Source organism: Streptomyces sp. CB01635 (assembly GCF_002803065.1).
Classification (GTDB): Bacteria; Actinomycetota; Actinomycetes; order Streptomycetales; family Streptomycetaceae; genus Streptomyces.
The window spans coordinates 70,665-93,061 of sequence record NZ_NNBL01000023.1 but is presented as its reverse complement, the minus strand read 5'-3'; the positions used below and the strand labels follow the sequence as shown (position 1 = coordinate 93,061).

Sequence of the window (22,397 nt, the reverse complement as noted above, 5' to 3'; positions counted from 1 at the left end):
CCCGGTGGGGCGCCCTTCTCAGATGTCGCTCGGCTGCGGGCCGGCCTGGCGGGCCGCCTCGGCGCGGGCGATCGCCGCGTCGACGGCCGCGTCTTCCTTGGCCTTCCTGTCGCCGCCCTGGGACTTCACGATCGTCACGATGAGACCGACGAAGAAGACGGCCATCACTACGGGGGGCACGAGCGCGGAGACGTAGTCCATGCCCCCAGAGTAGCTATCCGACGGCGAGCTCCTGCGGCGGGGCCGCGGGGGGTGCGGGGCGGCGCTTGGGCGGGAAGACCTCGGCCGGGGTGGGCATGGGGCGCGGCGGGGCCGGGGGGTTCGCCGGGGGCCTGGGGTCGGATGCCGGCTTCCCGGTGGCGGCGAGACCCCCGGGCAGGGCGAGCAGCCGGGTGCGGGAGGCCGGTACGCGGGGCTGCAGGACGCGCACTTCCCCGCGCACGGACGCCCGGCCCTCGAGCCTGGCCCGCACGTCGCGCTCGGTGAGCGTGCGGCAGCGTTCGAGGAGGGTGGCGGCGGAGGGGTTGCCGCGCAGGGCGCGCAGGGAGGCGAGGTCGTCGGCGCCGGGCTGGTAACCCGCCGCGAGCGACTCGTCGAGCAGCTCCAGGTAGCCGGTGGTGGTGCCGGGCAGGGCGGCCCGGTAGCGGGCGAGGTCGGCCAGCAGGAAGGCGCGGATACGGGCGCCTTCGTCGGCTGCCTCGTCGACCGACTCGGCGAGCCGGAGGCAGTCCTGGATGTCCTCGGCGGAGACAGGACTCGGGTGAAGGGCAAGGGCAAGGGCGCGTCGGAGCACACGCAGCTCTTCAGCGCCGAACGCCATGCCGCCGCGGTTTCCGTAGGGCGTGGGCATGGGCCGACGATACGCAGCACAACGGACAAAATCCGTTTAACCGCCAATTTACGGCGTGGCTCCGGGTGCGGTCAGTCGCCCCTGGGCACCCAGGTCACTCGGCCCGGCGCCGTGACATGGCGAACACGATCGCGCCCACGCCGAGCGCCGCGGCAGCGGCCGCCGCCAGCCACGGCAGGAACCCGGCACCCGTCGCCGCCATGGACCCGGACGTGCCCGAGGTCCCCGAGCCACCCGACGTCACGGAGACCGTGGCGGAAGCGGAGGGCGAGGGGGTCGCGGTGCCGCCCGAGGCCGACGGAGACGGCGACGGCGACGGGGAGGAGGACGCCTCACCGACGGTGATCGCCGCCTCGTCGTTCGACTGGTCCGGGTCGTTCAGGACGATCCCGTCGCCGGGGCGCACGGTGACCGTGCCGCGGGCGGCGCCGGCGGCGAGGTCCTTCTCGTAACTGACCTGGAAGCGGTACATCTGGCCGTCGCCGCTCTCCTCGGAGACGGTGTCCGGGCAGAGGTAGCGGCGGTGGCCCGGCTCGAAGGGCGAGGTCTTGCCGCCGGTGTACGTGTAGCAGTCGCCGCTCGCCTGGTCGTCGGGCTCCTCGTCGACGCGCACGCTCTTGGCGACGACGCCCTTGGGGAGCGTCACCTCGGCGTAGGCCACGGGCTTGCTGTCGGGGTGGGCGACCACGGCGGGGCCCGCGTTGCGCAGGCCGAACGCGAGCGGGTGGGTGGAGCCCTTCTTGCCGGGGACGAGGACGGCGCCGACCGCGAGGAAGTCCGCGGCGTTGTCGGCGTCGTACGTCACCCGGTGACTGTCGGCGAAGTCCGTGCCCGTGGCGGGGCTCAGGGTGAGCGCGGCGCCCTTGCCGGGGGTGCCGCCGGTGTCCGTACCGGAGGAGGCCGGGACGGCCTCGGCGGTGATGTCGGTCCAGGTGTGGAAGGCGTCCTTGCCGAGGGACCCTTCGAGCGGGTTGGAGAATCCAACCGTGGCACCCGGGGCGATCGCCGTCTTGAACACGCAGGTCACGTCGGCGTCGTCCCTGCCGAAGTCGCCCGGCAGGTAGAGGCAGTTGCTGTGCTTCCCCGCGAACATGACGCCCGGGCTGCCCGTGAGGCGGACGGTGATCTGTTCGGTGGGCAGGTCGCCGGTGTTGCGCAGGACCACGGGGTAGCCGACGGACTGGCCGGGCGTCAGGCCGGACCTGGCGGGCAGTGCGGCGACCTGGATCTTCGGGGAGCCGATGACGACCTTGGAGGTCTCGGTGTCGGGGGTCGCCTTGTCCGCCGTGACCTCGTAGCGCAGCGTTCCGGTGTCGCCGGGCTTCGTGCCGGCGACCGCGCTGAGCGTGAAGGGTTCGAACGGGCCGTGCAGATTGCCGTTGTCCAGGCACGTGACGACGGCGCCGACCGCCGTGCACTGGTCGTTCTCGGCCTTGATCGTGGCAATGCCCTTGAGGCCGCTCGCGTCGATCACCAGCTTGGCGTTCTCCGGCAGCGGGAGCCCGTCCACGCCGTCGTCGGCGAAGCCGTAGCCGACCCCGGGGGCGATGGACGTACCCGACGCCGGGACGGCTATCTGTGCGGGCGCCGTGATGACTGCGTAGGACTGCGTGGGAGGCGTGGGGTCCGCGGCCCAGGCCGTGGCACCGGTGAGACCGACCCCGGTCAGCGCGATGGCCGCCGTCGCAGCCGCCAACTGTCTGCCCTTACGCCACATTTCGCCCCACGTCCATCGCATGCCGACTCGTGCCCCGTCTCTGCGGAGACGAGCGAAGCGTACGAACGGTTGCACCCTTCGCGCACGCCTTGTCGAAAGTCCGTGCGCGAAGGGGCAGTTGGGGCGCAGCCGAAAGGGCGCGTAGCCGAAAGAGGCGTCAGGAGCGGGAGACGTTCCGCTCGTAGACCAGGCGCAGGCCGATCAGGGTGAGCCACGGCTCGTGCTCGTCGATCACCGCGGCCTCACCGAGCACCATGGGCGCAAGACCCCCGGTGGCGATGACGGTCACGTCGTCCGGGTCGTCGGCGAGTTCGCGCGCCATGCGGGTCACGACGCCGTCGACCTGGCCCGCGAAGCCGTACAGGATGCCGGACTGCATGGCCTCGACGGTGTTCTTGCCGATGACGCTGCGCGGACGGGCGATCTCGATCTTGCGGAGCTGGGCGCCCCTGACGCCCAGCGCCTCCACGGAGATCTCGATACCGGGGGCGATGACGCCGCCGGCGTACTCCCCGCGTGCGGAGACCGCGTCGAAGGTGGTCGCCGTGCCGAAGTCGACGACGATGGCGGGCCCCCCGTAGAGCTCGACCGCCGCCACCGCGTTGATGATGCGGTCGGCGCCGACCTCCTTGGGGTTGTCCATGAGGATCGGGACGCCGGTCTTGATGCCGGGTTCGACCAGGACGGCGGGGACGTCGCCGTAGTAGCGGCGGGTGACCTCGCGCAGTTCGTGCAGGACCGAGGGGACGGTCGAACAGATGGCGATGCCGTCGATGCCGTCGCCGAGCTCGTCGCCGAGCAGCGGGTGCATGCCCATCAGGCCCTGGAGGAGCACGGCGAGTTCGTCGGCGGTGCGGCGGGCGTCGGTGGAGATGCGCCAGTGCTCGACGATCTCCTCCCCGTCGAACAGGCCGAGGACGGTGTGCGTGTTGCCTACGTCGATGGTGAGCAGCATGGCGACTACTCCGCCGCGCGCAGGTCGAGGCCGATGTCCAGGATCGGCGACGAGTGGGTCAGCGCGCCCACCGCGAGGAAGTCGACGCCCGTCGCGGCGTACTCGCGCGCGTTCGCCAGGGTCAGCCGTCCCGAGGACTCCAGGAGGGCGCGGCCGGCGACGATCGCGACGGCCTCCTGGGTCTCGGCCGGCGTGAAGTTGTCCAGGAGGATCAGGTCGGCGCCCGCCTCCACGACCTCGCGCAGCTGGTTCAGGGTGTCGACCTCGACCTCGACGGCGAGGTCCGGGAAGGACTCCCGTACGGCCTTGAAGGCCTGTGCGACGCCGCCGGCGGCGACCACGTGGTTGTCCTTGACCAGGGCCGCGTCCGAGAGCGACATGCGGTGGTTGACGCCGCCGCCCATGCGGACGGCGAACTTCTCCAGGGAGCGCAGGCCGGGCGTCGTCTTGCGGGTGTCGCGGACCTTCGCCGTGGTCCCCTCCAGCGCGTCCGCCCACGCGCGCGTGGCGGACGCGATGCCGGACAGGCGGCACAGGATGTTGAGGGCGCTGCGCTCGGCGGTCAGCAGGTCGCGGGTGCGGGTGGTGACGCTGAGGAGCTTCTGCCCGGCGGTGATCCGGTCGCCGTCCTCTGCGTGCCGCTCGACCTCGAACTCGTCGGTGCAGACCACGGAGAGCACGGCCTCGGCGACGCGCAGGCCCGCCACGACGCCGTCCTCACGGGCGGTGAAGTCGGCGGTGGCGACGGCGTCCTCGGGGATGGTGGCGACCGTGGTGACGTCCACGCCGCCGTCCAGGTCCTCGGCGATGGCCATGTGCGCGATGTCCTCGACCTCCACGGGGTCGAGCCCCGCGTCGGCCAGGAGCTGGGCGAGGGCGGGGTCGAGGCCGCACTCCATCATGTCGGCGTCGGCTCCGCCGCAGCCGCAGCCGTCGCCGCAGCCGCCGCTCTCGGCGAGGGGGAGGTCGGGGGTGCTCACGTCTCTCACTGCTCCTGCTGGTGTGTACGGCACTCGGGGCGGGTCGGGGGGAATTCTGCGGTGGGCGTGGTGTGCGCGGCCAGCGTCCGGTCGGGATTCAGCCGTACGACGATGTGGCGGCGCCATGCCGCGTCATCGCGGTCGGCGTGGTCCTCGCGCCAATGGCAGCCGCGGGTCTCCTCGCGGCGGCGGGCCGCGGCGACGAGGACGCGGGCGACGCACAGGAGGTTGGTGGCCTCCCAGGTGTCGACGCCGGGCTCCGCGGTCTTGCCGTTCTCCGCGAGGGCGCCCGCCGCCTCGGCGTGGATGCGGCCGAGTCCCGCGGCGGCCTCGGCGAGGGAGTCGGCGGAGCGCAGCACGCCCGCGCCCTGCGTCATGACGCGCTGGATGGCGAACCGTGCCTCGGGCGGCATCAGAGGGTGGGTCGGGATCTCCGGGTGCGGCACAGGGGCCGGCACGCGCGCGTGGAGGCCGTTTTCCCGGTGGCTCGCGGCGATGTCGTCCGCGATGCGCTCGGCGTAGACCAGGCCCTCCAGGAGGGAGTTGGAGGCGAGCCGGTTCGCGCCGTGGACGCCGGTGCAGGCGACCTCTCCGCACGCGTACAGGCCGGGGACCGTCGTGCGGCCCTGGAGGTCCGTGCGGACGCCTCCGGAGGCGTAGTGGGCGGCGGGGGCCACGGGGACGGGCTCGGTGACCGGGTCGATGCCGTGGGCGCGGCAGGCGGCGAGGATCGTGGGGAACCGGTTCTCCCACATCTCGGCGCCGAAGTGCCGGGCGTCCAGGTACATGTGCTCGGCGCCCTGCTCCTGCATGCGGCGCGTGATGCCCTTGGCGACGATGTCGCGGGGCGCGAGCTCGGCCAGTTCGTGCTGGCCGACCATGAAGCGCACCCCGTCGGCGTCGACGAGGTGGGCGCCCTCGCCGCGTACGGCCTCGGAGACCAGGGGCTGCTGGCCCTCCGCGTCCGCGCCGAGGAAGAGCACCGTCGGGTGGAACTGCACGAATTCGAGGTCGGACACCTCGGCGCCCGCGCGCAGGGCGAGCGCGACGCCGTCGCCGGTGGAGACGTGCGGGTTGGTGGTGGCCGAGAAGACCTGGCCCATGCCGCCGGTCGCGAGGACCACGGCGGGGGCGAGCGCCGCGCCGACGCCGTCGTGCTGGCCCTCCCCCATGACGTGCAGGGAGACGCCCGCCGTGCGGCCGTCGGCGTCCGTGAGGAGGTCGAGGACCAGGGCGTTCTCCACGGTCCTGATGCCCCGCGCGCGTACCGCCTCGACGAGGGCGCGGGAGATCTCGGCGCCGGTGGCGTCGCCGCCCGCGTGCGCGATGCGGCGGCGGTGGTGGCCGCCCTCGCGGGTGAGCGCGAGGTCGCCGTCGGCCGACTCGTCGAAGTGCGCGCCGGTCGCGATGAGGCGGCGTACGGCGTCGGGGCCCTCCGTGACGAGGGTGCGGACCGCTTCCTCGTCGCACAGGCCCACGCCCGCGACGAGCGTGTCCTCGAGATGCTGCTCGGGGGTGTCACCGTCGCCGAGCGCCGCGGCGACGCCGCCCTGTGCCCAGCGCGTGGAGCCGTCGTCGAGACGGGCCTTGGTGACGACGACGGTCCGCAGTCCGGCCGCCTGGCAGCGCAGGGCCGCGGTGAGACCGGCGACGCCGGAGCCGACGATCACGACATCGGCGGTGACGGACCAGCCGGGCGCGGGCGCGTGCAGGCGTATGCCGGTCGCCGTGCCGGTGACTGTGGTCCCTGTGGCACTCATACGGGAGCTCCGAAGGTCAGGGGGATGTTGTCGATCAGCCGCGTCGAGCCGACCCTGGCGGCGACGGCGAGCACGGCCTCTCCGATGTGGCCGCGCTGCACGTCCGTGAAGTCGGCCGGGTCGACGAGAGCGAGGTAGTCCAGCGTGAGCGGCGGCCGGACGCGGGCGGCCTCGTCGAGGACCTGGCGGGCCGCGGCGCGGACGGCTTCGGGGCCGCCGGGCGAGGCCTTCGCGACGGCGTGCGCGTCGGCGGCGGCACGGGCCTCGCCTATCGCGTTCAGGGCGTCGGCACGCGCGTGCGTGGAGGGCGCTTCGTGGGCACGCGCGCGCAGGGCCTCCTGGGCGGCGTGCCGGTCGCGGCCGGCGAAGAGCGCCTGGGAGAGGGCGAGCGCGGTGCGCCGCTCGTCGGCGGAGAGGTAGCGGTTGCGGCTGGAGAGGGCCAGGCCGTCGTGCTCGCGCACGGTGGGCACGCCGACGATCTCCACGGCGAAGTTCAGGTCGCGCACCATGCGGCGGATCAGAGCGAGCTGCTGGGCGTCCTTCTGCCCGAACAGCGCGATGTCGGCCGCGGTCAGGTGGAGCAGCTTGGCGACGACGGTGAGCATGCCGTCGAAGTGGCCGGGCCGCGAGGCGCCTTCGAGGCGCTCCCCCATGGGGCCGGCGGTGACGCGGACCTGGGGTTCGCCGCCGGGGTAGACCTCGTCCGCGGAGGGCGCGAACACGACGTCGGCGCCCGCCTGTTCGGCGATCTTGATGTCGGAGTCGAGGGTGCGCGGATAGCGGTCGAGGTCCTCGCCCGCGCCGAACTGGAGCGGGTTCACGAAGACCGTCGTCACCACTTCGCCGTCGGCGCCGGCGAGCGAGCGCGCCGTGCGGATCAGTTCGGCGTGGCCGTCGTGCAGCGCCCCCATGGTCATGACGACGGCGCGGCGGCCCGCACGCGCGCGCGTGCGGAGTTCATCGGCGGTGTGCAGCACGGTGGTCATCGCTGGTCTCCCTCGGCGCCGTCGGCCAGAACCCCCAGGAGGTCCTCGGCGAGTTCGGGCTTGAGCAGGCCGTGCGCGAGGGCACGGTCGGCGGTGGCGCGGGCCATCGCCAGATACCCGGCGACGGTCTGGGGCGCGTGCTCGCGCAGCTCGGCGACATGGGCGGCGACCGTGCCCGCGTCCCCGCGCGCGACGGGCCCGGTGAGCGCGGCGTCACCGGACCTGAGGGCGTTGTCGAGGGCCGCGCCGAGCAGCGGGCCGAGCATCCGGTCGGGGGCCTCGACGCCCGCGGCCCGCAGCAGTTCCATGGACTCGGCGACCAGCGTGACCAGGTGGTTGGCGCCGAGGGCCAGCGCCGCGTGGTACAGCGGGCGCGACTCCTCACGGATCCACTCGGGCTCGCCGCCCATCTCGATGACGAGCGCCTCCGCTGCGAGCCGCAGCTCCTCGGGCGCGGTCACGCCGAAGGAGCAGCCGGCCAGCCGCTGTACGTCTACGGGGGTGCCGGTGAACGTCATCGCGGGGTGCAGCGCGAGCGGCAGGGCGCCGGCCCGCAGTGCGGGGTCGAGCACCTTGGTGCCGTAGCGCCCCGAGGTGTGCACGATCAGCTGTCCCGGGCGTACGGAACCGGTCTCGACGAGCCCCTCCACGAGGCCGGGCAGCGCGTCGTCGGGCACCGTGAGCAGCACGAGTTCGGCGCGCGCGAGGACCTCGGCGGGCGTCACGACGGGGACGTCGGGCAGCATGAGGCCGGCCCGGCGCACGGATCCCTCGGAGACCGCGGAGACGGCGACCGGGCGGTGTCCCGCGAGGGCCAGAGAGGCCGCGAGGGCGGGGCCGACACGGCCCGCGCCGACCACTCCGACGGTCAGCCGGGCGGGGCGGTCCCTGGGGTCGGTGGGTTCGGGTCGAGGAGGTGCGTTCACAGGACGACGGCCTTCCGTTCCAGTCCGCTCGGGGTACCGGACGATTTCTCGTCATGTTAACGCGATCTGCTCCGCGGGCTCCGTCCCATCCAGAGGCTGTGGGCAACCGCACGCGCGTACGACATGATCGGTGGATGACGGAGAGCGAAGAGCGGGAGAACACCGCAGAGGACGACGCGACGAAGGCGCGGGCCCGCCGCGCCGCGGCTCTGCGGGGTGCCGAGCGGATCCTCGGCGTGCACGGCCTCGACGCCACCATCGGTGAGCGTCTGACGGCGCTCACGGAGGCTGCCTGGTCCGTCGCCGACCCCGGCCGGACCAGCGATCTGTACGGCGACGGCATCGTCGCCGACCTGGAGGAGCGCGTCGCGGGGCTCCTCGGCACGGAGGCGGCGGCCTACTTCCCCACCGGCACGATGGCGCAGCAGGTCGCGCTGCGCTGCTGGGCGGGCCGTACGGGCAACCCGACGGTCGCCCTGCACCCGATGGCACACCCGGAGCGGCACGAGCGCGGTGCCTTCGGCGCCCTGAGCGGCCTGCGCACCGTCCACCCGACGAGCGAGCCGCGGCTGCCGAACGCCGACGAGGTGCGCGACTTCGCCGAGCCCTTCGGCGCGCTGATGCTCGAACTGCCGCTCCGGGACGCCGGTTATGTCCTGCCCACCTGGGACGAGCTGGTCGCCGTCACCGAGGCGGCCAGGGAACGGGACGCCGTCGTGCACTTCGACGGAGCGCGCCTGTGGGAGTGCACCACCCACTTCGGGCGCTCCCTGGCCGAGATCGCCGATCTCGCCGACAGCGTGTACGTGTCGTTCTACAAGACCCTCGGCGGCCTCAGCGGAGCGGCGCTCGCCGGGCCCCGGTCGTTCGTCGAAGAGGCGAAGACCTGGCGGCACCGCTACGGCGGCCAGCTCTTCCAGCAGTTCCCCGCGGTGCTCTCGGCCCTGGTCGGCCTGGAGCGGGAGCTGCCGCGCGTGCCCGACTACGTGGCCCACGCGCGCGTGGTCGCCGAGGCGCTGCGCGAAGGGTTCGCCGAGGCCGGGGTGCCCTGGGTGCGGGTGCACCCCGAGGTGCCGCACACGCACGAGTTCCAGGTCTGGCTGCCGTACAGCTCCGAGCGGCTGGACGAGGCGTCGGTGACGCAGGCCGAACAGACCCGGACGTCGCTGTTCCGGCGCTGGTGGGAGCAGGGCCCTCCGGGGCTCTCGGTCACCGAGGTCACGGTGTCCGCGCGCGGGCTCGAATGGACCGCCGACGACGTCCGCGCGGCCGTCGCGGACTTCGTGGCACGGATCCCTCCGGAGACCGCCGACGGGGACGCCTGACCGGCGCCGCCCTACCTGCGCCCGTCAGAGGCCGGCCGGGTCAGCAGCCCGCCGCGCGGCGCTGCGGGTGGATCAGGCGGGCCAGGGCCGCCCGGATCCGGCCGTGCGCCGGGCGGCCGGCGATGACCGCGCGGAAGCGGCGGTAGTCGCGCAGCTCGCGGACGGCGCTCCAGTCGTGGACGCCCGGCGCCGGCGGGGCGGGCTCCCCATGCAGGGAGGCGCGGTAGACATCCAGTGCGTATTGCTGATTGACGCTCATGACGTACCCCTCGCTGGTCTTCTCATTGTCACGCCATGACAAGAAATGCGGCTATTCAGAGAGCTTTATGTGTTTTGCAGGGCTTTATGGCACTGCTTGACATTCATTGCCCTTTGCCGCTTCGGTCCGACCTGAAGAAGACTCCGCCCGGCGGCCCCGCCCGGTCACGTCGATTGACGGGAGACGTCAATCGAGAACTCGGTTGTCAGATCCTGCGTGCACCATGGGGTCATGAGCGTGAGCATCGACATCAGCGGACTGGCCCCGGAGCGGATCAGCGTCGTGCCCTCGCCCCTGTCCGAGCTGGGCATGGCGCTGCACGCGCTGGCCGAGCCCGCGCACCACCCGGGGCTCCAGGGCTGGACGACGGCGGTGTCCGCGCGCCTCGACCCTGGCCTCGCGGACCGGCTGTGCGAGGCGGACTTCCTGTGGCGGACGACGTTCTCGGACGTGTTCGCGCCGTTCGCCGGGATCCCGGGCCGGGCCGCCCTGCCCGGCGCCACCCTCGCCGAGGAACTCGACCTCCTCGACAAACTGACCGACCGTCAGTTCGTGGACGCGGCACTGGAGTTCACCTGCCAGAACAGCTACGCGTTGCGCGAGGCCAACCCGCTGGAAGACCCGGACATGCACCGCCGCGCCCTGGACCTCGCGGCCACGCGCGGCCTGCCCCAGGTCCAGTTCACCCAGCGGCTCCTGGACGACCCGCCCGCGGTGCGCGCCTGGTTCCGAAGGCTCGTGGAGGACTGCGAGGAGGCGTTCTTCGCGGACATCTGGGCCCGCGTCCACCACCAGCTGGCCGCCGACGCGCGGCACAAGACCGAGCTCCTGAGGCGCAAGGGCCTGGCCGAGGCGCTGACGGCGGTGTCGTCTGTCGTCACGCTCGACGAGCCGGCGAACCTGATCACGGTCGACAAGATCACCGTGGGCCGTACGACCACGGAGGACGGCGGCCTCGTTCTCGTGCCGACCAGCCTCGGCTGGCCGCACCTCATGGTGCTGCACCGCTTCGGATGGCAGCCCGCGATCACGTATCCCGTCGGCTCACCCGGCCTCACCACACCGGCCACCGTCGAGCAGCTCACGCGCCGGATGACGGCCCTCGCGCATCCCGTACGCATGCGCCTGTGCCGCCACCTCGCCCGCGGCGCGTACACGACGAGCGAGCTCTCCGACGCGCACGGGATGACGGCGCCGGAGATATCCCGGCATCTGACCGTGCTCAAGAAGGCGGGCCTGATCACCACGCGCCGCCGGGGCCGCTACGTCCAGCACCAGCTGGATCTGACGGCCGTCGCCCGCCTGGGCAGCGACTTCATCGAGGGCGTACTGCGCTAGGGGCTTTCGTTTGGGTCAGGCCCGGCGCGCATGGACCGTCAGGCTGCCCCGCCGCCGGCCCGTACGAGCCCCGTCTCATAGGCGAGTACGACGACCTGGACGCGGTCGCGCAGGTTCAGCTTGGTGAGGATGCGGCCCACGTGCGTCTTCACCGTCGCCTCCGACAGGACGAGCCGGGCGGCGATCTCGCCGTTCGACAGGCCCTGCGCGACGAGGATCATGACCTCGCGCTCGCGCTCGGTCAGCCGGCCGAGCTCGGCGAGCTGCGGCTCCTTCCCGGAGCTGGGCAGCATCGGCGCGAAGCGGTCGAGCAGCCGCCGCGTCGTCGACGGCGCGACCACGGCGTCGCCGCTGTGCACGGCCCGGATCGCGCCGAGCAGTTCGCCGGGCGGCACGTCCTTGAGCATGAACCCCGACGCCCCGGCCTTCAGCCCCGAGAAGGCGTACTCGTCGAGGTCGAACGTCGTCAGGATGAGTACCTTCGGCGGGTTGTCCTCCAGGCAGATCCGCCGGGTCGTCTCCACGCCGTCCAGCTTCGGCATGCGGACGTCCATCAGGACCACGTCGACCGCCGTTCCGCGCAGCACCTCAAGGGCCTCGACCCCGTCGCCCGCCTCGGCGACGACCTCCATGTCCGGCTGGGCGGCGAGCACCATCCGGAAACCGGTGCGCAGCAGCACCTGGTCGTCGACGAGCATCACGCGGATCGCCATGAAGGGGGTCCCTTTCGGTACGTGTACGGGGTCGGGTTCGGTACGTGTGCGGCGTCAGTGGGCGGGCTTGAGCGGCAGCAGCGCGCTGATCCGGAATCCGCCGCCGGGGCGCGGTCCCGCGTCGAGCGTCCCGCCGACCATACCGACGCGCTCCCGCATGCCGATGAGCCCGTGCCCGCGGCCGTCGGCGCCCCCGTCCTCGTACAGCTCGTGCGGGGCGCCCTTGCCGTCGTCCTCGACGAGCAGGCCGAGGCCGTCGTCGAAGTAGACGAGCCGGACGCTCGCGCCCGCGTTCGCGCCGCCGTGCTTACGGGTGTTGGTGAGCGCCTCCTGCACGATGCGGTACGCGGTCAGCTCCACGCCGCTGGGCAGCGGGCGCGGGGTGCCCTCGACCTTGAAGTCGACGGGAAGGCCCGCGGTGCGCACCTGCTCTATCAGCTCGTCGAGCTGCTCGACGTCGGGCTGCGGCACGTACTCGCCGCTCTCCTGGTGCTCGCCGGTGCGCAGCACTCCGAGGAGGCGCCGCATCTCGGCGAGCGCCTGCCGGCCGGTCCCGGAGATCGTCTCCAGGGCCTTCCTGGCCTGCTCGGGAGCGGTGTCCATGACGTACGCGGCGCCGTCCGCCTGCACCACCATCACCGACACGTTGTGCGCGACGACGTCGTGCAGTTCGCGTGCGATCCGGGCCCGCTCGGCGGCGACCGCGACCTTCGACTGGGCCTCGCGCTCCGTCTCCAGACGGGCGGCGCGCTCCTCCAGCTGCGCCAGGTAGGCGCGGCGCGTGCGGACGGAGTCGCCGAGCACCCAGGCGAGGGCGAACGGCACCATCTGGAAGATGGTGATCAGCACGTTGCCCGCGCTGCTCGTCTCGTGCATCGGCCAGCGCAGCTGCGAGAGCGGCGCCGCGCACAGGCCTCCGACGAGCGCGAATCTGGAAGCCCAGCGGGGGCTGTCCGCCGCCACGGTGTAGATGATCACCAGCATGGCGAAGTCGGCCGGCTGCACGCGGACGTTCGCGACGAGCTGGAAGACGCCCACGACGGCGATGAGGATCAGCATCCGCTCGGGAAGACGCCTGCGCAGGGCGACGGCCAGGCTCAGCGCCAGGACGACGGGGACACCCAGGAGGCGGGCGTCTCCCTGCATGTCCTGCTGCCCCGCGACCAGACTCATGCCGGAGACCCCGAGGAGGACGACGGCCCAGAAGCTGTCGACCCACGTCGGGTGTCGGCGGAAGAAGTCGTAGAGGCGCTGCACGTAACCCAGCGTAAAGAAGCGTGCAGTGTGCAGGGGTCAACCGGAGGTTCGATCCGAGTGCCACCGGCGTACTCCCCAAGGTGGAGGCCGCCCCCTTCTCCGCACCTAGCCTTTCCCTGTGACGAACGAGCAGTGGGGTGCGGGGCGCGGTTGGCGCGAGGCGACGGAGGAGGCGCTGTACGGGCCCTGCGGCTTCTATCGCAGGCCCGAGGGACCCGCGGGGCATTTCCGCACTTCGGTGCATGCGTCGCCGTTGTTCGCCGGGGCCGTCGCGCGGCTTCTGTGCCGGGTGGACGAGGCGCTCGGGGCCCCGCCGGAGCTCGCCTTCGTCGACATGGGCGCGGGCCGCGGCGAGCTGGTGACGGGCGTCCTGGGGGCGCTGCCCGCCGACGTGGCGGCCCGCACGCGCGCGTACGCGGTGGAGCGGGCGGAGCGTCCCGCCGGCCTCGACCACCGCATCGAGTGGTGCGCGCACCCCCCGAAGGGGGTCACCGGACTCCTCTTCGCGAACGAGTGGCTCGACAACGTCCCCCTGGACGTCGTCGAGGCCGACGCCTCCGGAGAGCCGCGCCACGTCCTCGTGCACCAGGACGGGACCGAGGAGCTCGGAGAGCCCATGGGTGACGGTCCGGAGGCGGACTGGCTGGCCCGGTGGTGGCCGCTCGCCGGTGAACCGGGGCTCCGCTCGGAGATCGGCCTCCCCAGGGACACCGCCTGGGCCGCGGCCGCGGGGATGCTGGAGCGCGGCGTGGCGGTCGCCGTCGACTACGCGCACTCCCGGGATGCCCGGCCGCCCTTCGGGACGCTCACGGGCTTCCGTGAGGGCCGTGAGACCCCGCCGGTGCCGGACGGCTCGTGCGACATCACGGCCCATGTGGCGCTCGACGCGTGCGCGCTCCCGGGCGCCCTGCTCCTCTCGCAGCGCGCGGCCCTGCACGCCCTCGGGGTGAGCGGCGGCCGTCCTCCGCTGTCGCTCGCCGCCGGCGATCCGGCAGCCTACGTGCGGGCCCTCTCCGCAGCCGGCGAGGCCGCCGAGCTGACCGCTGCGGGCGGACTCGGCGACTTCGGGTGGCTGGTGCAGCCGGTGGGCGTACGGGCGCGGGACCTGCTACTTGTCGATGTCGCCGACGACGAAGAACAGTGACCCGAGGATCGCCACCATGTCCGAGACGAGCGTGCCGGGCAGCAGCTCGGTGAGCGCCTGGATGTTGTTGTAGGAGGCGGACCGCAGCTTGAGCCGGTACGGCGTCTTCTCGCCCTTGCTGACCAGGTAGTAGCCGTTGATCCCCAGCGGGTTCTCGGTCCACGCGTACGTGTGGCCCTCGGGCGCCTTGAGTACCTTCGGGAGGCGCTGGTTGACGGGGCCGGGCGGCAGCTCGGCGAGCCGGTCCAGGCAGGCGTCGGCGAGGTCCAGGGCGTTGTGGGTCTGCTCCAGGAGGACCTCGAAGCGGGCCAGGCAGTCGCCCTCGCTGCGCGTGACGACCTTCAGGGTGTCCTGGAGCTCCCCGTACGCGAGGTACGGCTCGTCGCGGCGCAGGTCGAAGTCGACTCCGGAGGCGCGGGCGATCGGACCGCTCACTCCGTAGGAGTGCACCGCCTCCGGGGACAGCACGCCCACGTCGCGCGTGCGGCCGCGGAAGATCTCGTTGCCGAGGACCAGGTCGTCGTACACGCCCATGCGCGAGCGGACCGAGGCGACCGCCTCACGCGCGCGGGTGGTCCAGCCGGCCGGGACGTCCTCCTTGAGGCCGCCGACGCGGTTGAACATGTAGTGCATGCGGCCGCCGGACATCTCCTCCATGACGTTCTGGAGTTCCTCGCGCTCCCGGAAGGCATAGAACACCGGGGTGATTCCGCCCAGTTCGAGCGGGTACGAACCAAGGAACATCAAATGGTTGAGGACCCGGTTCAGCTCCGCGAGCAGGGTGCGCAGCCACACCGCGCGCTCAGGGACCTCCATGCCGAGCATCCGCTCGACGGCGAGGACGACCCCGAGTTCGCTCGAGAAGGCGGAGAGCCAGTCGTGGCGGTTGGCCAGCATCACGATCTGCCGGTAGTCGCGGGCCTCGAAGAGCTTCTCCGCGCCGCGGTGCATATAGCCGATGACCGGCTCGGCCTGCTGGATGCGCTCGCCGTCGAGGACGAGGCGCAGGCGCAGCACCCCGTGCGTGGACGGGTGCTGCGGGCCGATGTTGAGCACCATGTCGGTGGTCTCGGCCGCGCCGCCGATGCCGACCGTCGTCTCCGTCGTGGGCGTCATGGGAACAGTGTCTCGTACGTAGGGTGGGTGCATGGAAACGGGGACTGAGGGGACGGCGGCTCCGAAGGCGGGAGCCGGGGCGGAGCCGGTGTGGACCGGGCTTCCCAGAGGGCTGCTGAAGGTGCGCAGGCTGCTGCTCGTGCTGTGGCTGGTGCCGCTGACGGTGGCGGTGGGGGTGCTGCTCGGGGTGTTCGCCGGCGGCGTGTGGGCGGCGTTCGCGCTGCTGCCGCTCGCCGGACTGCTGTGGGGATGGCCGATGCTCGGGCGCAACTGGCGTTCGTGGCGCTACGCCGAGCGCGCCGACGACCTGCTGATCAGCCGGGGCGTCCTGTGGCGTGAGGAAACGATCGTGCCGTACGGACGCATGCAGCTCGTCGAGGTCACGTCCGGGCCGCTCGAGCGGAAGTTCGGGCTCGCGAGCCTTCAGCTGCACACGGCGGCCGCGGCAACCGACGCCACCATCCCCGGCCTGACGCCCACCGAGGCCGAGCGCCTGCGCGACCGGCTCACCGAACTCGGCGAGGCCCGATCGGCGGGGCTGTGACGGCCCCGGACGTCCACGCGGACGTACGGGACCAGGACGCGACCGCCGAGGCGCCGGAGCGGCGCCTGCACCCGGTCACCCCGCTGCGCCGCGCCTGGGCGCCCGTCGCGATCGTCCTCGGCTGGGCGGTCCATGACCTGAACGAGGCGCAGCGCCGGCTCGCCCAGCTCACCGCGACCACCCTCCTCATCGGCATCGCCGTACTGATCCCGGCCGCCGCCCTCTACGGGTTCCTGACCTGGTGGTTCACGCACTTCTCCGTCACGGACACCGAACTGCGCATCCGTACGGGCCTGTTGTTCCGCCGCACCGCCCACATCCGGCTCGACCGGATCCAGGCCGTGGACGTCACCCAGCCGCTGCTCGCCCGCTTCGCGGGCGTCGCCAAGCTCAAACTGGACGTCGTCGGCGCGGACAAGAAGGACGAACTCGCCTATCTCGGTGAGCGGGAGGCCCGCGAACTGCGCGCCGAACTGCTCGCCCGCGCCGCCGGGTTCGCGCCCGAGACCGTGCGGGACGTCGGCGAGGCACCGGCCGAGCAGATCCTGCACGTGCCGCCCCGCATGCTCGCCGTCGCGCTCCTGCTCACCGGCGGGCCCTGGGCCATGCTGCTCGCCGCGTTCGTCGTGCCGACCCTGCTGTGGTTCGCCACCCACAACCTGTGGACGGTGCTCGCAGTGGCCATCCCGCTCGTGGGCGGCGCGGGCACGAACAGCGTGGGCCGCTTCATCAAGGAGTACGACTGGACGGTGGGCGAGTCGCCGGACGGCCTGCGCATCGACCACGGTCTCCTCGACCGCGATCACGAGACGGTGCCGCCGGGGCGGGTGCAGACCGTTCGGATCGTGGAGCCGCTGCTGTGGCGACGGCGCGGCTGGGTGCGCGTGGAGCTGGCCGTGGCCGGCTCGTCGAACTCCGTGCTCGTGCCGGTCGCGCCGCGCGAGGTCGCCCAGGGCGTGGTGGAGCGGGTGCTTCCGGGGGTGACGGTGCCCGGTGCGGAGGCGTTCGCCCGGCCGCCCAAGCGCTCGGCGTGGTGCATGCCCGTGTGGTGGCGGGGCAACGGGCTCGCGACGACCGACGCCGTGTTCGCGTCCCGGCACGGACTGGTGCGGCGGCGGCTCGCGCTGGTGCCGCACGCGAAGGTGCAGAGTGTGCGGCTCACACAAGGGCCCTGGGAGCGGTTCCGGGGCGTGGCCGACGTCCATGTGGACACGGGCGCCAACAAGACGGTGACGGCCCGGCTGCGGGACGCCGGGGAGGCGGCGGAACTCCTGCGCTCCCAGGCCGACCGCTCACGCACGGGACGGAAGGTGGCACGACCGGACCGCTGGATGGCTTCGTGAGGGCGACGGCATGACGACGGGGCGGGCCTCGGTGTGTGACACACCGAGGCCCGCCCCGTTCACGTCGTACGTGCTGATGTCTCCGCCGCAGGAACCACGCCCCCGCCGCCGGAACTTACGCCCGCATCGCCGATCGCAGCTCCGCCACGTCGATCTGTTCCGTCTCGTCGTGCGCGGTCAGGTCGATGACCTGGCTGACGCCCTCGCCCGTGGTCGTGGCGTCGGCCTGCTTGAACTCGGCCTCCGCGTCCGCCTTGTGGAGCGCGAGCGCCTCCTCGCCGACGACGTCCGCGAGATCCGTGTTCTGCACGGCCTCCAGGGCCGCGGGCGCCACGCCCTTCGTACCGAAGAAGTCGAATCCGCCCTCGACCAGGGGCCGCCGCACCGCCGCGGGCGGCACGACCGCCGCCGCGGCCGGGACGGTGAAGTGACCGGGGACGCCGGACGGCAGGGCGGCCACGTGCTGGTGCTCCTGTGCGCGGGCCGCCTCGGGCTTCCCCTGCGGCTCACCGCCCTCGGGTACCTCGGGCTTCGGGCCTTCGCCCCGCGGGGGGTTCGCGGCGCGCGCCATGCGGTCGAGCGCGGCGTTGGCCCGCAGATAGAGCACCGGGGACGTCACCGGTGCGCCGGCCGACGCGGCGCGCTGCGCCGGGACCAGCTCGGCGCCGGGAGCCGGGGAGGCGGCCGCGGGCAGCGCACGCGCCGGGGCCGAGGCCTCTATCGCGAGCTGCCTGCGGCCCTCCAGGGCGGTGGCCCGCTCCGTCTCCGCGGTCGCGTAGCGCCGCAGCAGAGCCGCGTGCTCGTTGCGCAGGGCCGCCAGCTCCGCGCGCTTGCCGCGCAGCTTCGCCTCCATCTTGAAGCGCAGCTCACGCGACTCCTCGAGGTCGGTCTCGAGTTCGGCGACCCGCTCGTCGTAGCGCCACTCGTCGCTCGCCCGCGCCCGGTTCAGCTCGGCGACGCGCTTGCCCGCGAGCCGGTCCCAGCGGCGCAGGACGACCGCCCCCACCACGGCGGCGCAGGCGGCGGCACCGGCCAGAGCGCGCAGCACGAGGGGCTCAGCGGTCAGCCAGGCGCCGGCCGCGCAGACGAGCGGGACGCCTGCGATCGCCGAGGGGGGAAGCAGCCTGTGCAGGGGTGGGGAATGGCGGTGACGTCCACGTGGCATGGCCAGAAACTTACCGCGCGTAGGCGAATCGTGGTGCCCCGGCAGCCAAAATCCCGTGGTCTTCTGTCCGGTCACTCCCATATCACCCCTGCACTCGGCGCCTTTGCCGATCAGTTCCTCCGCGGACCGTTCAGTTCTTCAGGAGGCCCTTCGACTGGAGATACTCCTTGGCCACATCGGCTTCCTTCTGGCGTTCCGCGTCGACCTTCCGGTTGAGCTCGACGAGATCGTCGGTCGTCAGCGTCTTGGTCAGCTTCCCGAGTGCGGCGGCTATCTCCTTGTCGCCCGCGTCCTTGGTGTTCACGACCGGAACGATGTTGTCCGCGTTCTGGAGCTTCTTGTCGTCCTCCAGGAGCACCAGGCCGAAGTTCTTCAGCGTGGCGTCCGTGGTGGTCGTCAGGACCAGCTGGTCCTCACCGTTCTTGACGGCCTGCTTGGCCTGCGTGGTGCCGACGCCCTTGGGGTCGATCCCGCTGATCTTGATGCCGTACGTCTTCTCGAGACCCGGGGCGCAGAAGGGCCGCTTCTCGCATTCGTCACCGGCCGCGATCTTGACTTTCTGGCCGGACTTGCCGAGGTCCGAAAGGGTCTTGAGGCTGTGCTGCTTCGCGTAATCCGCGCTCACCGCGAAGGCGTTCTGGTCGACGGCCTCTCCGGCGTCCAGCACGGTCAGTCCCTCGGGCCCGGCGAGTCCGCGCAGCGCGGTGACCGTCGCATCAAGATCACTTGAGGCGACGGGCTTGGCGTCCGCGCCGTTCTTCTTGAGATTGAGGAATTCCGCGAGCGTCGCCGCGTATTCGGGAACGACGTCGATCGCGCCCTTGGCGAGCTGGGGCTCGTAGATCTCGCGGTTCTCGACGGTCTTGACCGAGGCGGAGTATCCGGCGTCGGCGAGAACCTGCTTGTAGAGCTCCGCCATCACCTTCGACTCGGTGAACCCGGCGGCGCCGACGACGACCGTGCCCTTCTTGCCGCTCCCCGCCGAGTCGGAACCGGCCTTGTCGCTCTTGCCGCCCTCCAGGCTGTCCCCGCCGCACGCGGTGAGTCCGGTGGTGAGCGCGCCGACGGCGACCGCCGCCACGGCGATCCGTCGCGTTCTGCTGTTCATCGTTGTCCACCCAATCGAAAGCCGGAATGATCGAAAAGCCGTAACGAGATATCAAGTTGGCGTCCCGCCCGCCGGGGCGCCCGTCGGGGGTTCACCCCGCCGCGCCGCCCGGCCGGGGTTCAGCCCGCCGCGCCGGAGCGGCCCTTCATCGGATTCAGAACCCGCCCCGCACCGGCCAGGACGCCCTCCACGAGCAGTGCGAGCAACGCCACCAGGACGGCACCGGCGACCACCTGAGGGGTGTCCTGGAGGTTGAACCCGGCCGTGATGATCCGCCCGAGCCCGCCCTTGCCCGCCATCGCGGCGAGCGTCGCCGTGGCGATCACCTGCACCGCCGCCAGCCGGATCCCGGTCATGACCATCGGGTACGCCAGCGGGAGCTCGACGCGCCGGAACACCTGCCCCCCGCTCATCCCCATCCCCCGCGCCGCCTCCACGACGGCCCGGTCGACCTCGCGCATCCCGATGTAGGCGTTGGTCAGCAGCGGCGGCACCGCGAACAGCACGAGCGCGATGAACGTCGGCAGGTCCCCGTGCCGGCCCAGCGGCGTCAGCGTGAGCAGGACGAGCACCGCGAGCGTGGGCACCGCGCGGCCCGCGTTCGAGATGTTGACCGCGAGGCCGCCGCCCTTGCCGATGTGCCCGAGCCACAGCGCGAGCGGCAGGGCGATCAGGCAGGACACGGCCAGGGTGACGCCACTGAAGTACAGATGCTCGGCCAGGCGGTGCCACACCCCCTTGTCGCCCTGCCAGTTGGACCCCGTCGTCAGCCAGTCGTAGGCCCCAGATATCGCACTCATGCCGCCTGCGCCGCCTTCTCCGTACGTCGCTCCGCATCGCCGGAGCCGCCACCCGGGCGGTCCGGACTGCCGGAGCGGTCCGTGCGTCTGCGTATGCGGGACGTCCCGGACGCGACGCGGGTCCAGGGGGTCAGCCACCGCTGAATACCGAGCAGCAGCAGATCGGCGGCCACGGCGAGAAGCACGCACAGCACGGACGCCGTGAGCACTTGGGCCTTGAAGTCGCTGTCGAGCCCGTCCATGATCAGCGTGCCCAGGCCGCCGTAGTCGACGATCGCGCCGACCGTCGTCAGCGCGACCGTGGAGACCGTGGCGATCCGCACACCCGCGAGTATCGCCGGCAGGGCCAGCGGCAGTTCGACCTCCCACAGCAGCCGGGCCGGCCCGTACCCCATGCCGCGGGCCGCTTCTCTCGCCTCGTCCGGCACGGCCTGGAGGCCCGCCAGGAAGTTCCGCACCAGGATCGTCAGCGTGTAGAGGACGAGTCCGGTGATCACGAGTGAGGCGGAGAGCCCGAACAGCGGGAGCAGCAGCGAGAACATGGCCAGCGACGGGATCGTGTAGAGCACCGTCGTCAGACCGAGCACCGGGCCCGCGAAGGCGCGCCGGCGCCGGGCGAGGAGGGCCAGCGGGAAGGCGATCAGCACGCCGATCACGACGGAAGCGGCCGTGATGCCGATGTGCTGGACGACCGCGTCGACCAGCTCCTGTCTGCGGGTGCGCAGGTATTCCCCGCACACCCACTCATTGGCCACCATGCAATTGGGACTGCTCACCCGCCCCGCCTCCCCCGAATCCCCGTACATATGTCTGGAAACCGCTCGCGCGAGCGCCTGATTCCGACTGCCGACGACCCTAGCCCCCACCACTGACAATCGCCGAGACCCCTCGTCACGACGCAACATGGCCTTCACACAGCGGCCGCCCACAGGCGGCGGCTGCCCGGCACAATGGGGACCCATGATCCGGTTCGAGCACGTCACCAAGCGCTACGCCGACGGGACAACGGCCGTCGACGACCTGTCCTTCGAGGTGAACGAGGGGGAACTCGTCACGCTCGTCGGCCCGTCGGGCTGCGGCAAGACCACCACGATGAAGATGGTCAACCGGCTCATCGAACCGAGCGAGGGTCGGATATTCCTTGACGGCGACGACATATCCGGCATCGACCCGGTCCAACTCCGGCGCCGCATCGGCTATGTGATCCAGCAGGTCGGCCTCTTCCCGCACAAGACGGTCCTCGACAACACGGCGACCGTCCCGCACCTCCTAGGCGTCAAGCGCGCCAAGGCCCGCGAACGCGCCGCCGAACTCCTCGACCTCGTCGGCCTCGACCCGCGCACCTTCGGCGACCGCTACCCCGACCAGCTCTCCGGCGGTCAGCGCCAACGCGTCGGTGTGGCAAGGGCGTTGGCGGCGGATCCGCCCGTACTCCTGATGGACGAGCCGTTCGGCGCGGTCGACCCCGTCGTACGCGAACACCTGCAGAACGAGTTCCTGCGCCTCCAGCAGGCAGTGCGCAAGACGGTCCTGTTCGTCACGCACGACATCGAGGAGGCCGTCCGCCTCGGCGACCGGATCGCCGTGTACGGGCAGGGCCGGATCGAGCAGTTCGACACCCCGTCGACCGTCCTGGGCGCGCCCGCGAACGAGTACGTGGCCGACTTCGTCGGCGCGGACCGCGGCCTCAAGCGCCTGTCCGTCACGCCCATGGAGGAGAGCGACCTGGAACAGCCGCCGGTCGTGCATCTCGACGACCCGCTGCCGGCGAAGCTCGACGCCCCCTGGGCGGTGGTCCTCGACGGCGACAACAACCTGCACGGCTGGATCTCCGCGGAGCACGCGCGCGTGCAGAGCGGCACAGTCCGCGAGCACGCCCGCCGCATGGAGGCGTGGCTGCCCGTCGGCGCCTCTCTCAAGCAGGCTTTCGCCACGATGCTCCAGCACGACGCGGGCTGGATCGCCGTCATCGACGAGCACAGCGAGGGTCGCTTCCTCGGCGTCCTCACCCCGGCGCGTCTGCACGAGGCGCTGCGCCGCTCCACGGCGGCGGACGCCCGGGACATCCCGCGCGCGGAGGTCGAACTGGAGACGGTGGCGGGGGCCTGAGG

Annotated in this window: 22 protein-coding genes; 6 read left to right on the top strand and 16 right to left on the bottom strand. The window is 72.3% G+C overall.

Annotated elements, in window-relative coordinates; genetic code table 11:
- Positions 1 to 18 precede the first annotated feature (18 nt).
- The 8 genes from CG723_RS35965 to CG723_RS35930 form a co-directional block, all read right to left on the bottom strand.
- The gene (locus tag CG723_RS35965) at positions 19 to 201 is read right to left on the bottom strand and encodes a hypothetical protein (RefSeq protein WP_100597734.1); all 183 of its coding nucleotides are present in this window, start codon (positions 199 to 201) and stop codon (positions 19 to 21) included.
- A 13-nt stretch (positions 202 to 214) separates the two neighbouring features.
- Positions 215 to 850 carry a hypothetical protein gene (locus CG723_RS35960; RefSeq protein ID WP_100597733.1) on the bottom strand — a complete coding sequence of 212 codons (636 nt, stop codon included), beginning with the start codon at positions 848 to 850 and terminating at the stop codon, positions 215 to 217.
- A gap of 94 nt (positions 851 to 944) precedes the next feature.
- A complete protein-coding gene (locus tag CG723_RS35955) occupies positions 945 to 2,546 on the bottom strand; it encodes a hypothetical protein (protein WP_100597732.1) in 1,602 nt (533 codons plus the stop codon).
- A 178-nt stretch (positions 2,547 to 2,724) separates the two neighbouring features.
- Positions 2,725 to 3,522 (bottom strand): type III pantothenate kinase, encoded by a 798-nt coding sequence (locus tag CG723_RS35950; protein ID WP_100597731.1) that lies wholly within the window; start codon positions 3,520 to 3,522, stop codon positions 2,725 to 2,727.
- 5 nt (positions 3,523 to 3,527) lie between these two features.
- The gene (nadC, locus tag CG723_RS35945) at positions 3,528 to 4,502 is read right to left on the bottom strand and encodes a carboxylating nicotinate-nucleotide diphosphorylase (RefSeq protein WP_100597730.1); all 975 of its coding nucleotides are present in this window, start codon (positions 4,500 to 4,502) and stop codon (positions 3,528 to 3,530) included.
- 5 nt (positions 4,503 to 4,507) lie between these two features.
- Positions 4,508 to 6,262 (bottom strand): L-aspartate oxidase, encoded by a 1,755-nt coding sequence (locus tag CG723_RS35940; RefSeq protein WP_100597729.1) that lies wholly within the window; start codon positions 6,260 to 6,262, stop codon positions 4,508 to 4,510.
- Positions 6,259 to 7,248: a pantoate--beta-alanine ligase gene (panC, locus tag CG723_RS35935; protein ID WP_100597728.1), complete on the bottom strand. Its 990-nt coding sequence runs from the start codon at positions 7,246 to 7,248 to the stop codon at positions 6,259 to 6,261. The genes CG723_RS35940 and panC overlap by 4 nt, the downstream gene beginning before the upstream one ends.
- The gene (locus CG723_RS35930) at positions 7,245 to 8,174 is read right to left on the bottom strand and encodes a Rossmann-like and DUF2520 domain-containing protein (RefSeq protein ID WP_100597727.1); all 930 of its coding nucleotides are present in this window, start codon (positions 8,172 to 8,174) and stop codon (positions 7,245 to 7,247) included. Before CG723_RS35930 ends, panC begins: the two co-directional genes overlap by 4 nt.
- A gap of 134 nt (positions 8,175 to 8,308) precedes the next feature.
- Between CG723_RS35930 and CG723_RS35925 the strand changes: the two genes are divergently transcribed.
- Complete coding sequence (locus CG723_RS35925) at positions 8,309 to 9,499, top strand: threonine aldolase family protein (protein ID WP_100597726.1); 1,191 nt, start codon at positions 8,309 to 8,311, stop codon at positions 9,497 to 9,499.
- 40 nt (positions 9,500 to 9,539) lie between these two features.
- On the opposite strand, the gene CG723_RS35920 is transcribed toward CG723_RS35925, so the two are convergent.
- A complete protein-coding gene (locus tag CG723_RS35920) occupies positions 9,540 to 9,758 on the bottom strand; it encodes a hypothetical protein (protein WP_100597725.1) in 219 nt (72 codons plus the stop codon).
- Positions 9,759 to 9,989: 231 nt separating this feature from the next.
- On the opposite strand from CG723_RS35920, the gene CG723_RS35915 reads away from it, so the two are divergent.
- Positions 9,990 to 11,096, top strand: a complete 1,107-nt coding sequence (locus CG723_RS35915; RefSeq protein WP_100597776.1) for a DUF5937 family protein — start codon at positions 9,990 to 9,992, stop codon at positions 11,094 to 11,096.
- 38 nt (positions 11,097 to 11,134) lie between these two features.
- Here CG723_RS35915 and CG723_RS35910 read toward each other — a convergent pair whose 3' ends face one another.
- Positions 11,135 to 11,809, bottom strand: coding sequence for a response regulator (locus tag CG723_RS35910; RefSeq protein ID WP_100597724.1), 675 nt, complete (start codon positions 11,807 to 11,809; stop codon positions 11,135 to 11,137).
- A 54-nt stretch (positions 11,810 to 11,863) separates the two neighbouring features.
- A complete protein-coding gene (locus CG723_RS35905) occupies positions 11,864 to 13,066 on the bottom strand; it encodes a sensor histidine kinase (protein ID WP_100597723.1) in 1,203 nt (400 codons plus the stop codon).
- A 118-nt stretch (positions 13,067 to 13,184) separates the two neighbouring features.
- Here CG723_RS35905 and CG723_RS35900 point away from each other — a divergent pair, with 118 nt between their 5' ends.
- On the top strand, positions 13,185 to 14,210 hold the full coding sequence (locus CG723_RS35900) for an SAM-dependent methyltransferase (RefSeq protein WP_100597722.1): 1,026 nt from the start codon (positions 13,185 to 13,187) through the stop codon (positions 14,208 to 14,210).
- On the opposite strand, the gene CG723_RS35895 is transcribed toward CG723_RS35900, so the two are convergent.
- A complete protein-coding gene (locus CG723_RS35895) occupies positions 14,175 to 15,326 on the bottom strand; it encodes an NADH-quinone oxidoreductase subunit D (RefSeq protein ID WP_100597721.1) in 1,152 nt (383 codons plus the stop codon). The genes CG723_RS35900 and CG723_RS35895 overlap by 36 nt on opposite strands.
- 31 nt (positions 15,327 to 15,357) lie before the next feature.
- Between CG723_RS35895 and CG723_RS35890 the strand changes: the two genes are divergently transcribed.
- Positions 15,358 to 15,870 (top strand): PH domain-containing protein, encoded by a 513-nt coding sequence (locus tag CG723_RS35890; RefSeq protein ID WP_100597720.1) that lies wholly within the window; start codon positions 15,358 to 15,360, stop codon positions 15,868 to 15,870.
- A complete protein-coding gene (locus CG723_RS35885) occupies positions 15,867 to 17,213 on the top strand; it encodes a PH domain-containing protein (protein ID WP_100597719.1) in 1,347 nt (448 codons plus the stop codon). The genes CG723_RS35890 and CG723_RS35885 overlap by 4 nt, the downstream gene beginning before the upstream one ends.
- Before the next feature lie 115 nt (positions 17,214 to 17,328).
- Here CG723_RS35885 and CG723_RS35880 read toward each other — a convergent pair whose 3' ends face one another.
- The 4 genes from CG723_RS35880 to CG723_RS35865 form a co-directional block, all read right to left on the bottom strand.
- The gene (locus tag CG723_RS35880; RefSeq protein ID WP_100597718.1) at positions 17,329 to 18,378 is read right to left on the bottom strand and encodes a hypothetical protein; all 1,050 of its coding nucleotides are present in this window, start codon (positions 18,376 to 18,378) and stop codon (positions 17,329 to 17,331) included.
- A 130-nt stretch (positions 18,379 to 18,508) separates the two neighbouring features.
- Positions 18,509 to 19,486 carry an ABC transporter substrate-binding protein gene (locus CG723_RS35875; RefSeq protein ID WP_100597717.1) on the bottom strand — a complete coding sequence of 326 codons (978 nt, stop codon included), beginning with the start codon at positions 19,484 to 19,486 and terminating at the stop codon, positions 18,509 to 18,511.
- Positions 19,487 to 19,605: 119 nt separating this feature from the next.
- Positions 19,606 to 20,286, bottom strand: coding sequence for an ABC transporter permease (locus CG723_RS35870; RefSeq protein ID WP_100597716.1), 681 nt, complete (start codon positions 20,284 to 20,286; stop codon positions 19,606 to 19,608).
- A complete protein-coding gene (locus CG723_RS35865) occupies positions 20,283 to 21,062 on the bottom strand; it encodes an ABC transporter permease (protein WP_100597715.1) in 780 nt (259 codons plus the stop codon). The genes CG723_RS35870 and CG723_RS35865 overlap by 4 nt, the downstream gene beginning before the upstream one ends.
- A gap of 184 nt (positions 21,063 to 21,246) precedes the next feature.
- On the opposite strand from CG723_RS35865, the gene CG723_RS35860 reads away from it, so the two are divergent.
- Positions 21,247 to 22,395 (top strand): ABC transporter ATP-binding protein, encoded by a 1,149-nt coding sequence (locus CG723_RS35860; protein ID WP_100597714.1) that lies wholly within the window; start codon positions 21,247 to 21,249, stop codon positions 22,393 to 22,395.
- Positions 22,396 to 22,397: the final 2 nt, after the last annotated feature.

Coding starts and splice junctions, on each gene's coding strand:
- CG723_RS35925 (WP_100597726.1), top strand. CDS start 8,309: ATGACGGAGAGCGAAGAGCGGGAGAACACCGCAGAGGACGACGCGACG.
- CG723_RS35920 (WP_100597725.1), bottom strand. CDS start 9,758: ATGAGCGTCAATCAGCAATACGCACTGGATGTCTACCGCGCCTCCCTG.
- CG723_RS35875 (WP_100597717.1), bottom strand. CDS start 19,486: ATGAACAGCAGAACGCGACGGATCGCCGTGGCGGCGGTCGCCGTCGGC.
- CG723_RS35940 (WP_100597729.1), bottom strand. CDS start 6,262: ATGAGTGCCACAGGGACCACAGTCACCGGCACGGCGACCGGCATACGC.
- CG723_RS35915 (WP_100597776.1), top strand. CDS start 9,990: ATGAGCGTGAGCATCGACATCAGCGGACTGGCCCCGGAGCGGATCAGC.
- CG723_RS35890 (WP_100597720.1), top strand. CDS start 15,358: ATGGAAACGGGGACTGAGGGGACGGCGGCTCCGAAGGCGGGAGCCGGG.
- CG723_RS35880 (WP_100597718.1), bottom strand. CDS start 18,378: ATGCCACGTGGACGTCACCGCCATTCCCCACCCCTGCACAGGCTGCTT.
- CG723_RS35910 (WP_100597724.1), bottom strand. CDS start 11,809: ATGGCGATCCGCGTGATGCTCGTCGACGACCAGGTGCTGCTGCGCACC.
- CG723_RS35965 (WP_100597734.1), bottom strand. CDS start 201: ATGGACTACGTCTCCGCGCTCGTGCCCCCCGTAGTGATGGCCGTCTTC.
- panC (WP_100597728.1), bottom strand. CDS start 7,248: ATGACCACCGTGCTGCACACCGCCGATGAACTCCGCACGCGCGCGCGT.
- CG723_RS35950 (WP_100597731.1), bottom strand. CDS start 3,522: ATGCTGCTCACCATCGACGTAGGCAACACGCACACCGTCCTCGGCCTG.
- CG723_RS35895 (WP_100597721.1), bottom strand. CDS start 15,326: ATGACGCCCACGACGGAGACGACGGTCGGCATCGGCGGCGCGGCCGAG.
- CG723_RS35960 (WP_100597733.1), bottom strand. CDS start 850: ATGCCCACGCCCTACGGAAACCGCGGCGGCATGGCGTTCGGCGCTGAA.
- CG723_RS35870 (WP_100597716.1), bottom strand. CDS start 20,286: ATGAGTGCGATATCTGGGGCCTACGACTGGCTGACGACGGGGTCCAAC.
- CG723_RS35860 (WP_100597714.1), top strand. CDS start 21,247: ATGATCCGGTTCGAGCACGTCACCAAGCGCTACGCCGACGGGACAACG.